The 10,759-nt window shown below is 51.7% G+C and carries 9 protein-coding genes; 3 read left to right on the plus strand and 6 right to left on the minus strand.

Translation table 11 applies throughout. From position 1 onward, the window contains the following. The first annotated feature begins 853 nt into the window (after positions 1-853). On the plus strand, positions 854-3,064 hold the full coding sequence (locus AC0QH1_RS02385; RefSeq protein WP_324629188.1) for a phosphoketolase family protein: 2,211 nt from the start codon (positions 854-856) through the stop codon (positions 3,062-3,064). A gap of 227 nt (positions 3,065-3,291) precedes the next feature. Here AC0QH1_RS02385 and aroQ read toward each other — a convergent pair whose 3' ends face one another. The 4 genes from aroQ to AC0QH1_RS02405 all read right to left on the minus strand — a co-directional run bounded on the left by aroQ (position 3,292) and on the right by AC0QH1_RS02405 (position 6,504). Beyond that, a complete protein-coding gene (aroQ, locus tag AC0QH1_RS02390; RefSeq protein WP_442957266.1) occupies positions 3,292-3,750 on the minus strand; it encodes a type II 3-dehydroquinate dehydratase in 459 nt (152 codons plus the stop codon). A gap of 24 nt (positions 3,751-3,774) precedes the next feature. Beyond that, on the minus strand, positions 3,775-3,912 hold the full coding sequence (locus tag AC0QH1_RS02395) for a hypothetical protein (RefSeq protein ID WP_324629190.1): 138 nt from the start codon (positions 3,910-3,912) through the stop codon (positions 3,775-3,777). Positions 3,913-4,141: 229 nt separating this feature from the next. After that, entirely contained in the window at positions 4,142-5,398 is a 1,257-nt protein-coding gene (locus AC0QH1_RS02400; RefSeq protein WP_324629191.1) for a competence/damage-inducible protein A, read from the minus strand. A gap of 62 nt (positions 5,399-5,460) precedes the next feature. Continuing rightward, positions 5,461-6,504, minus strand: coding sequence for a glycosyltransferase family 4 protein (locus AC0QH1_RS02405; RefSeq protein WP_324629192.1), 1,044 nt, complete (start codon positions 6,502-6,504; stop codon positions 5,461-5,463). Between the two features lie 830 nt (positions 6,505-7,334). Between AC0QH1_RS02405 and AC0QH1_RS02410 the strand changes: the two genes are divergently transcribed. After that, positions 7,335-7,994, plus strand: coding sequence for an SDR family oxidoreductase (locus AC0QH1_RS02410; RefSeq protein ID WP_324629194.1), 660 nt, complete (start codon positions 7,335-7,337; stop codon positions 7,992-7,994). A 129-nt stretch (positions 7,995-8,123) separates the two neighbouring features. Here AC0QH1_RS02410 and AC0QH1_RS02415 read toward each other — a convergent pair whose 3' ends face one another. Together AC0QH1_RS02415 and AC0QH1_RS02420 are read right to left on the minus strand one after the other, a co-directional pair. Continuing rightward, a complete protein-coding gene (locus tag AC0QH1_RS02415) occupies positions 8,124-9,227 on the minus strand; it encodes a TRAP transporter substrate-binding protein (RefSeq protein ID WP_324629195.1) in 1,104 nt (367 codons plus the stop codon). A gap of 12 nt (positions 9,228-9,239) precedes the next feature. Further along, a complete protein-coding gene (locus AC0QH1_RS02420) occupies positions 9,240-9,428 on the minus strand; it encodes a hypothetical protein (protein WP_324629196.1) in 189 nt (62 codons plus the stop codon). On the opposite strand from AC0QH1_RS02420, the gene AC0QH1_RS02425 reads away from it, so the two are divergent. Continuing rightward, positions 9,407-10,270 carry an EamA family transporter gene (locus AC0QH1_RS02425; protein ID WP_324629197.1) on the plus strand — a complete coding sequence of 288 codons (864 nt, stop codon included), beginning with the start codon at positions 9,407-9,409 and terminating at the stop codon, positions 10,268-10,270. The two genes, AC0QH1_RS02420 and AC0QH1_RS02425, sit on opposite strands and share 22 nt — an antisense overlap. Positions 10,271-10,759: the final 489 nt, after the last annotated feature.

Consider the following 10,759-nt stretch of genomic DNA (forward strand, 5'->3'; position numbering starts at 1 on the left):
TTTACTTTTCGGCGTTCTCTTCTAAGGCGAAAACGGCATCAGTATGGCTTCCAAACCCCAGTTTTTACAAGCAAGGTGAGGATTGCTCTTTTCCCCCGAGAACTTTGCACTGTCCAGTATATGGAAAGAACGATGGCATACCGCATCGATAGATTTTAAGTTAGCAATAATTAGATTATTGCGTTGATGCATATTATACCAAAACTATGGAAAAAATTGGCTCGATGGTCATCAATGGGTCAGATGACGAGCGAAAATTAAATATAGATGACGTGGGGGGAATTCAAAGCAGGTTTGAATCAGAGATGCAGGAGCGATCGCCATAGGAGAAAAGAGAATTAAGGTTGGCATAAAATGGTGGGGTAAAGCTGAAGGGGGTTTATACAAACGTTGGTTTTGACGTCATGGGACGATCGCGGCAGGGCACTCTTCTCGAGAGCGATCGCCACCCTATCGGAGCGCTATTGACTAATTCTATATCCTGGATTAGAAAAATCAATGCCAGGGCATTTGCTTTGTCGAGAGCCGATCCGCAATTATGACAAAAGTCAAGATTGCTTATCCCAGTGGAAGCATCGGTGTAGGGAGCGGGCCATCGAAGTTCGAGCTTTCTGAATCGTTGTTTGGCGCAAATGTCAATAGGTAAACCTACTATTTTTTGTCGATCCCTAGGGTGGTCTCGACCCAGCTTGATGGCAAATGCCGCATCTATTGGCGATTTCAGTCTCGATATAAAGCCGAAGCCATCGAGTTAAAAAACAGTCATGTTGCAAAAGTGAACGGTCCATTGTTAAAGTTATAAAACAATTGTTAAATCGAAAATAGCAAAGTCTCTTTGAGGTAATCGAAAAGCATGACTACGACCCTATCGGCAACGGCAAAAACCCCTGCATTTTGTGAGGGGATCCAATACTTTGGCGATCTATGGCCCGAGTTCGACGCCCACGGCTTTGAACCGGCGATCGCTGCGGGTGAAACCGCGATCGCCTCACCCACGGACAAAACCGCCGCATACCAGACCCTACTTGCTGCCGACGCCCTGCGCTACCTGACCCTGCAAGTCACCGCCAGCAAAGCATCGGGGCACCCTGGGGGATTTGCCAGCGTTGCTGAGGGAATTGCCGCCTTAGTCATGCTCGGCCACAAACACATCATCACTGAAGTCGGGCACCACGCTCCCGGATTTTACAGCAACATGTTCCTCGATCGCTCCCTAGAGGACATGGGCATTCACAACGTCCAACAACTGCGCGATCGCTTCCGCGAGCATAAAGGACTCCTCGGACACCTTTCCGGACAAATTCCCGGACTCCTAAACCCCGCCGGTCCTCTCGGACAAGGGCAGCACTTCGCAATGGCGGGGGCACTCCTCCATCGCGACATTCTCTTCCCCGTCACCATTGGCGACGGCGGCATCGGGGAACCTTACGTGATGAGCAGCATGGCGCACTTCCACACCGCCTATCCCGAAGTCACCAACTTCCTTCCGATTCTGGTTTGGAACGGCTACTCCCAGGAACACCACAGCATGGTATCCACCAAACCCAACGAAGAAATGATCGAATACTGGGAAGGTAACGGCTTTGAGGAAGTAATTTTAGTCAACGCCAAAGACTACGACGACGCCAACCAAAGCGGCGAATACGTGGATAGCACTGCATTTTCCTTCGCCAAACGGCTGGAATTCGCCCAAGCCATTTTGGAAGCCACGGACAAAGCCGCCAAATCGGCGATGAGCGGCTTCCTGACAGTTTTGATTATCAAACAGCTCAAAGGATCCGGGGTTCACGATCGCGGAGCCAAAGCCCATAACCTTTATGGATACCACACCCTGGACAACGAAGATATCGTCAAAGCGCTCAAACAGCGCGCCCTCGCGCCAGAAGCCTGGCAACTGGTTCGCAGCAACTTCGAGCGTTCTGCCGGTGGACCGGCAGTGCGGTTGGTGAAAACCGAATTCGAACTGCCCCTTCCAGAGTTAGGGGAACTGCCCTTACAGGAACACGCGATCGGGGGTGAAAAGAAAGTCGCCACCACGGCAATGGGAGAACTGATCGCCCATGTGGGCAAAAAAGACCCCAACTTCGTTCTCACCAACGCCGACGGTAACGCCGCCTCGGGTATCAACAACGTCAACCAAGCGCTGAAAATCATTCACCCCACAGCGGACGACCTTTACTATCAAGGGCCAACCGGGCAAGTTTACGAACCGTTAAGCGAAGACGCCTGCGCCGGGTTAGCCGCCGGGTTAGCGTTATTTGGCGCGCGCACTCTGTGGTGTTCCTACGAATCGTTTGCCATCAATGGCTTACCGATCTGGCAAACCGTGACCCAAGCAATGGCAGAACTGCGCCGCGCCACGCCTTCCACGGTGACGTTATTTACCGCCGGGGCATTAGAACAAGGGCGCAACGGTTGGACTCACCAACGTCCCGAAATCGAAAACTATTTTGCTGCCATGATGCGAAATGGCAACGTTTTTCCGCTGTTCCCCCCAGATGCAAACAGCATCCAAGCCTGTTACGAGTGGGCGTTGGAAACGAAGAATAAAGGTGTCACGATTACGGCGAGCAAATCTCCCCTGCCGATTCGCACCAGCTTCGCTCAAACCAGGCAAGCGTTGCAAGAGGGGGCCGTGGTTTTGCAAGAAACGCCGGGAGATAAAACTGTGGTGTTTGCGGTCATTGGAGATATGCCCCTGCTTCCGGTGTCTGAAGCGGCGGAGCGCCTGAGCGCAGAAGGAATCGGCTCGAAAATTCTATCGGTTGTGAGTCCGCGTCGCTTGTATCGCTCTCACGATACCGCTTGGGAAAACTGCGCCCAAGCTGAGGGGGGTTTCTTAGATGATGCTGGCTTCGAGAAGCTGTTTGGCGGCGATGCGTTAATTGGCGTCACTGGTGGCAGTTCGGCGATGTTGGAACCGATTATGTTACGCAGCACGGTGAAGCGGGATGTGTTTGCCTGGAAGCGCGGCGAAACGGCATCTAGTCCGACGCAGGTGATGGAAATTAACGGGTTGACGCCGGAAGCTTTGGCGAAACGGGCCTGCGAGTTGCTGGGTTGATCGGATTGCGGTGCTGACGCTTTGGCGTCAACACCGTTTCCATTGCCGTTTGCAAGGTAGTAGGGGGTGCGATCGCGCGCGGACAGCCTGCACTGTCTGGTGCCCCCCCTGCGCGGGGTTATTGGCCCTCGCTGTGCTATCTACCTCGGGGCAGAGTCTCTAACCATCAAAATCCGGGTGAGTTTTCCGCGCAACTCACCCAGGAATTCAACCGCCAATCTCGCTCCCTAGGAGTCGGGTTGCGATCGCTGTAGATAATTAACCAGTGCATGAAGACCCAGGCGATAACTGTCTGGGCCGAAACCGCTAATTTGGCCGATCGCCACTGGAGCAATATAGGAATGGTGGCGAAACGCTTCTCGGCGGTAAATATTACTTAAGTGGACTTCAACCGTGGGAAGATTAACAGCCGCGATCGCATCGCGGAGGGCGACACTCGTATGAGTATATGCACCTGCATTAATCAAAATCCCATCGTGAGTGTCTCTGGCGTCATGGATTTTATCCACCAGAACTCCTTCGTGATTGGACTGCAAAGCAGACAGCCGAACATTTAACCTTCGCGCATCATCTTCTAACACTCGATTGATGTCCGCCAAAGTCGAATCACCGTAAACCCCTGGTTCTCTTTGACCCAGGAGGTTTAGGTTTGGGCCGTGCAGTACCAATATGTTTGGCAATCGCAACTGACTCCCCTTAACAACTGTGCCTTACCGACGCCGACGCGGTTCGTTAACTGGAATTGGAATCGGTTCGGGTTCAGGCTCAGCCTCAGGACCGAGAAGGGCTTCAACGATTTTACGCGCCCACTCTTTCAGTTTTTCGATTAGGGTATCAATATAATCCATTGAAAAGACAGCTCCTTTTGGTCCAGGCCATCCTTCTGCCACAGGGCAGAAGTTTTATCTCTTTAATACGATCATAACGAATCCTGAAAAATGAGCAAGTACACTTAAGCGATAAATCCGACGGTTTTGACGAAATTGGATCCTCTTTTTGCCCCGCTCTGTCCATATCTAGGGCACTTTATCAATTTTCAACCCCATATCTAGGGTTTTTGGCGGGTTCCCGAAAATGTTAAGAATCGCTTAACATTTTTCTTCGCAGGCGATCGAGTGCGGAGCAAGCACTAAAATGCCGAATCAAATCCCGTCCGTGCAACGCCCCCAAGCGATACTCAAAACTCTCCACCTCATCACTCGGTCCGGCGACACCGATATAAACCAACCCCACCGGTTTAACCGCCGTAGCGCCACCCGGACCGGCAATCCCAGTAATACTGACCCCCCAACTCGCCCCCAACCGCTGGCGCACGCCGGTTGCCATTTGCTTTGCCACCGTGGCACTCACCGCACCTTCCTGGGCTAAATCCTCCGCATTCACCCCTAACAGGGAGACTTTCACCCCATTATCATAAGAAATCACCCCGCCCAAGAAATAGTCAGAACTGCCCGGAACTGCCGTCACCATCTGCCCGAGACCCCCACCGGTGCAAGATTCTGCCACGGCGAAGGTTTGCCCCTGCTGTTGCACCAGACGTCCCACCACCGAAGCGAGAGACTCCTCATCGGCCCCGAAACAATCTTCGGCGGCGATCGCCCGGATTTGCTCCTCCACCGGGGAAATTCGCTCCATCGCCGCCGCCTCCGACGTGGCGCGCACCGAAATCCTCAGTTTCACCTCTCCCCGACTGGCATAAGGCGCAACCGTGGGATTGTCCATTTCCAAAAACTCCCCCACCTTCTGGGCTAACGCCGACTCAGAAATTCCCCAAAATTTCAACGTGCGACTGTAAATTATTTCCCGACCCCAGCCTTGTCCCTGCAAAAAAGGCACCGCCGTCTCCTGCCACATTTGCTGCATTTCGCTGGGAACGCCGGGAAACGTCAACACCGTCAAATCTGTCCGAGGTTGCCAGATAATCCCCGGCGCGGTGCCGGTCCGATTCGGCAACACTTCCGCCCCTTGGGGAATCAAAGCTTGTTTGCGATTGCTCGAGGCCATTTTCCGCCCCCGCGAGGCGTATTTTTTCGCGATATCTTCGAGCACTTCAGGGCGCTCTACCATCGGCACCTGAAAATAATCCGCCAGGGTTTGGTGGGTCAGGTCATCCGGCGTCGGACCGAGACCCCCCGTAAATACCAGAATTTTTGCGTGGCGGTCCACGGCGTCACTCACCGCCTGATGAATCCGTTGGGGATTATCTCCCACCACCGTTTGAAAATAATGAGGGATACCGAGACTGGCAAACTGCCGCGCTAAAAACTGAGCGTTTTGGTTCAGAATATCTCCCAGCAGCAATTCCGTGCCAACACAGATAATTTCAGCACTCATGGGATGCGATCGTTTAGAGTTTAGGATCGAGACGTTAGAACAATCCAACCTCTACCATAACCCTATCGCGCGTGTTTCATAACTTTCCAACTGGTATAGCTTAATAAAGCGGTGGCACCAAGAGCGTAGGCAATGCCGCTGGGAATGCCGGCAAATGCCAGGGCTAAACTGCCCACCCAGAGGGTCAGGGAGTAAATAAACAACACCGTCAAGCGATGGGACAGGCCGGCATTGAGCAGACGGTGGTGCAGGTGACGCTTATCTGCGGCGAAGGGGGATTTACCATTGCGGATGCGATCGAGAATCACCGCTGACATATCCAAAATCGGCACTGCCAAAATAATGTAAGGCAGAACCACTGCAGTGACGGCGGTGGTTTTCACTAAACCAATCACCCCCACACCGGCGAGGGTGAAGCCGATATAATAGGCTCCTCCATCGCCCATAAAAATCTGAGCTGGATTAAAGTTGTAGCGCAAAAATCCCAAAGTGGCACCAGCGATCGCTGCCGCAATCAAGGCGGCGGCAGGTTGATCCATAAAAAGACTAACAATCAGCATCACCACGGCGGCAATCCCTGAGACTCCCGCCGCTAACCCATCTAACCCATCGATCCAGTTAATAGCATTGGTCATGCCCACCAACCAGAGAATGGTGATGGGGAAGCTCACCAGGTCCGGGAATTGCACCAATCCGACAAAGGGAATGGTCATAAATTCGATTTGAACCCCCACTTGCCAAGCGGCACCGGCGCATAGGGTTTGCAGGAGCAATCGCAAAAAAGGAGACAGACCGAATAAATCGTCTGCCAACCCAATCAAGAAAAAAGCCAAACCGCCGATGGTGACGCCCCAAATTTCATATTCTTTCTGGGGGGGCAAAACGCCGAACCCCCCGGACCACCAGACAATTAACAGGGCGACGAGGGTACCGAGAAAGATGGACACACCTCCCAAGCGTACCATCGGTTGGCTGTGTACCTTGCGTCCTCCGGGTAGGTCTACGCGGCCACTTTTGAGGCCAATTTTTCTGACGAGTGGGGTCGTCCCAAGCACAATCGAGGCGGAGACGATAAAGGCAACCAGATGGTAGAGCTGGTAAGGCATCTGAAATACTCTCTTGGTGCAAAACAAAAAACTTCTCAGGGAAATTCTATCTACATTTACTACATTTGAATGAATCTGGCTACGGATGAATTGAGGAGTTTGGCAAAAAAGTTGGGGATTTGGACTAAAATGCGAGCCAAAATGCGATCGCGTCAGGGTTGAGTTCCTCGCATCGTGAGGGGTCTGACCCCTTAGCCACCCGAGGCATTAAGTGTTTCTTTTAAGGTCAAAAATCCCTCAGCAATTGCGAAAAAATAATCTCTGCGCAAATGAATCTGCATGGAAAAATGGGTCGTGCTTGCTAAGGGGGAAAACGGCTGATTTCCCCTACTGGCAGTATTTGTAGGAGAAAGGCGGTAGGGGTTTGGAATGGGGCAAGGGGATTGAGGCGATGAATTTCCCCGGGGTGGGGGTTGCGATCGCGATCGCACCATTTCCCTCCGGCGATCGCAGCGTCTCTCTGGAAAAGGTTTTATTATAATAGTCAAACTTCAAGGGGTGTAACCACCGAGGAGAACCCGCAAATGACACCAACCCATCACAACAAAACCCATACAACCAAACCCTTATTACGTGAAAACCCATTCCACACCTATCGCGATCCGAAAACGGGAAAATGGTTGGTAATAGACAATCCCAAACCCACCGACCCTCGCATTTTCAAAAATCCAAAATCTATTTAAGCGGGTCGGCATCCCTATAGGGCAAACCCCCTTAAGCCACGTTATTGTGGGAATCGGTTCGCGAAGCGCAAACTTCCAGAAAGCTACCGTCACCCAATTCAATGGCTAACAGCTTAATAAACGTAAACTTTATTAACCCAAATTATTATGGCAACTTATCTTGTCACCGGCAGCAATCGCGGCATTGGTTTAGAATACTGCAAGCAGTTACAAGCACGGGGGGAAACGGTAATTGCCGTCTGTCGTGACTCTAACGAGGAATTGGATAAATTGGGCGTCCAAGTCTACACTGACGTAGACATTACCTCCGATGAAAGTATCGCCAAGCTGGTGCAGCAATTGCAGGGAACCTCTTTAGATGTTTTAATCAACAATGCCGGCATTATCGAAAAAAATACCCTCGATCGCTTAGACTTCGATAGCATTCGGCGGCAATTTGAAGTCAATGCATTGGGACCATTGCGCCTGACTTGCGCCCTGTTGCCGTTTCTCAGTGCTGGGTCGAAAATTGCGATTATGACCAGTCGCATGGGGTCGATTGGGGATAATACCTCGGGAGATTCCTATGGCTATCGAATGTCCAAAGTTGCGGTAAGTATGGCCGGCAAATCCCTGGCGATCGATTTGCAACCGCGACAAATTGCTGTAGGAATTTTACATCCCGGGTTAGTCAGCACTCGCATGACAAACAACACCGGCATGTCTCCAGCAGAAGCGGTTAAGGGACTGCTGCAACGAATTGAGGAATTAAATCTGGAAAACACCGGCACCTTTTGGCACTCCAATGGCGAAGTATTGCCCTGGTAAAAAAGCGAGCAACTTCCGTAATAAGTTGGTCGAATTACTTTGGTAAAGCTCAGTAGAGACGCGATTTTAAAGCGTCTCTACTGGGAGGATTGACCGCGAGCCTTGGGAACGCATTAAAAGGGTGGAAGTTTACTGAGAAAAGGCAAAATTGGCAAAGCTCAATTCATTAACTGACGACCACTGATAAATATTATCTCTAAACTGCTTCCATTCCTCGTAAACCCCTTTAAAGGTTGGATCGCTGCTGGCATTTTCCTCGTATAATTCAAACGAAGCTTGTTGGGCGGCGGCCATAATTTCGGGAGAGTAGGCTTTTAATTGAGTGCCGCCTTGAATCAAACGCGCTAAAGCCTGTTGATTGAGCGCCTCATAGCGAGCTAACATATTCAGATTGGCTTCGTAGGCAGCGGTTTTAAAGATTTCCTGATATTCTGTGGGGAGACGTTCCCACTGCGATCGGTTCACCAATACTTCCAAACTCGCGCCCGGTTCCCACCAGCCGGGATAATAATAAAAAGGTGCGGCTTTATGCAAGCCGAGCTTTTCGTCATCATAGGGACCGACCCACTCAGCGGCATCGATCGCCCCGCGTTCCAGTGCCAGAAATATCTCGCCGCCGGGGAGCACTTGAACGTTGACGTCCAAGCGGTCCATCACCTGTCCGCCCAATCCCGGAATTCGCATTTTTAGCCCGTTGAGGTCGCTGAGACTGCTAATTTCACGCTTAAACCAGCCGCCCATTTGCACCCCAGTGTTGCCGGCGGGAAAATTAATCGCGTTAAAGTCGGCGTACACTTTCTGCATGGCCTCGAGTCCGCCGCCATGATAAAGCCAAGCGTTTTGCTGCTGGGCAGTCAGACCGAACGGGACGGTGGTGGCAAAGGCTAAGGCAGGATTTTTGCCGATGTAATAATAACCGGCGGTATGGCCGCATTCTACAGTGCCGGCTTGCACCGCATCAAGCACTTGCAAACCGGGGACGATTTCACCGGCAGCATAGGGGGTGATGGTAAATCGTCCGTTGGTCATTTGTTCCACGCGCTGACAAAGGGTTTGCGCCCCGCCGTAGATGGTATCGAGGGATTGAGGCCAACTGGTGGCCATTTTCCAGCGCAGGGTAGGCAAACTATCGCCTTGGATCGCCGGACCTTGGGCGGCGGGGCGACAGGAACCGAGGGCGGCGGCGCTGGTGGCACCGATCGCCGCATGACCGAGAAGCTTTCGACGTTTCATAGTGATGGATTTTCACGAGTCGGGGCAAGGGTTGGGCAATCGCCGGGACTTTCCGCAGGGCGATCGCCTCGGGAAATGATAGTCTCGTACAGATTGCACCCGAATTTCGATTTTATCAGAGGGCGATCGCCATTTCCCCGGCAGACCCTCGCCTTCGTTCACTTTTTCCCCGATGGCTAATGCTTTGGTTTTTTCTAGCACTTTCAACTGCTTTTTTTACCTCGATTAAGGATATCTTTGGTAAAAAAGCACTCAACAATATCGACTCTTTTGTGGTGGCTTGGTCCTGGAGTTTTTTTACTGCCCTGTTTTTACTGCCGGTGCAACTTTGGTTCGGGCTGCCTACGTTTGGCGATCGCTTTGTCTTAGCCCTGACGGTGGTCAGTATCCTGAACACTATTGCTTTTACCCTTTACATAAAAGCAATTAGCCTGTCTGATTTATCCCTCACCCTCCCGATGATTGCTTTTACCCCGATTTTTCTGCTGGTTACTTCGCCAATTATTTTAGGCGAATGGCCGAATTTAATAGATGGATTGGGGGTAGTCACCATTGTGGCGGGGTCGTATTTATTAAATCTCAAAGAACGGTCTCGAGGCTATTTCGCCCCCTTTGAGGCCCTGCTGCGAGAACCGGGTCCAAAATTAACCCTGTTGGTGGCATTTATTTGGAGCATTACGGGCAATTTCGATAAAATTGGCGTGCAAAATTCTTCTCCTTTGTTTTGGGTCTTTGCTATCTTTGGAACCATTAGCTGTTTGCAGCTTCCCATTGTCTGGAGTCAATCGGCGAATCCGGTAAAAAAAGTACGGGACAATCTGCCCGGGTTGAGCATGATGGGGGTTTGTACGGCATTGGCGGTGTTTTGTCAGATGCAAGCGTTGCAGTTAACTCTGGTGGTGCAGGTGATTTCGATTAAGCGCACCAGTGTGTTGATGGGAGTGGTGTGGGGCAAGCTATTTTTTGACGAACAAGGAATTAAAGAGCGATTTAGCGGTACGGTAACGATGCTGGTGGGGGTGGCACTGATTACGTTATTTTAAAATGCGGTGGGGCGATCGCAACGTTTTGAGCGGGGTCGAACTTCTGCTTGGCGCTCAAAGCACTAGCAACCGCCCCTACTATGGGATCGGATGTCGGATCCCTGGGGGTGGGGGTGAAGGGGCGATCGCGGTTAAATCCGAGTCACCACCGGTTTCGTTTCGCCTGCGGTGGTGATAAAATCGAGCGTAGCGATTGCTGGGGTGAAGAGAGAATGTGGGTCGCTTTCCCACAAGACCGAGGGCGTTTCCCGCTACCCAACCGGGCAAGCGACATTAGGCGCGTGCTTCACTACCAGCGAACCAGCACCAGTCTACTGGTGTAGGGGGATGGGTAACTGGATCCGTAGTGCCTGAGAAGGTGCAGCGGCCTTATTTTGCCTTACCCTTCGCTGCATACAATGGGAAGGTAGAAGTGCGATTCGTTCCCGCAAAAGTGGAGGGTAAATGCCCGAAACGTAAGCGGGGCAAGGAAAACAGTCCCTAAAGGCT

The organism is Phormidium sp. CCY1219 (assembly GCF_055795085.1).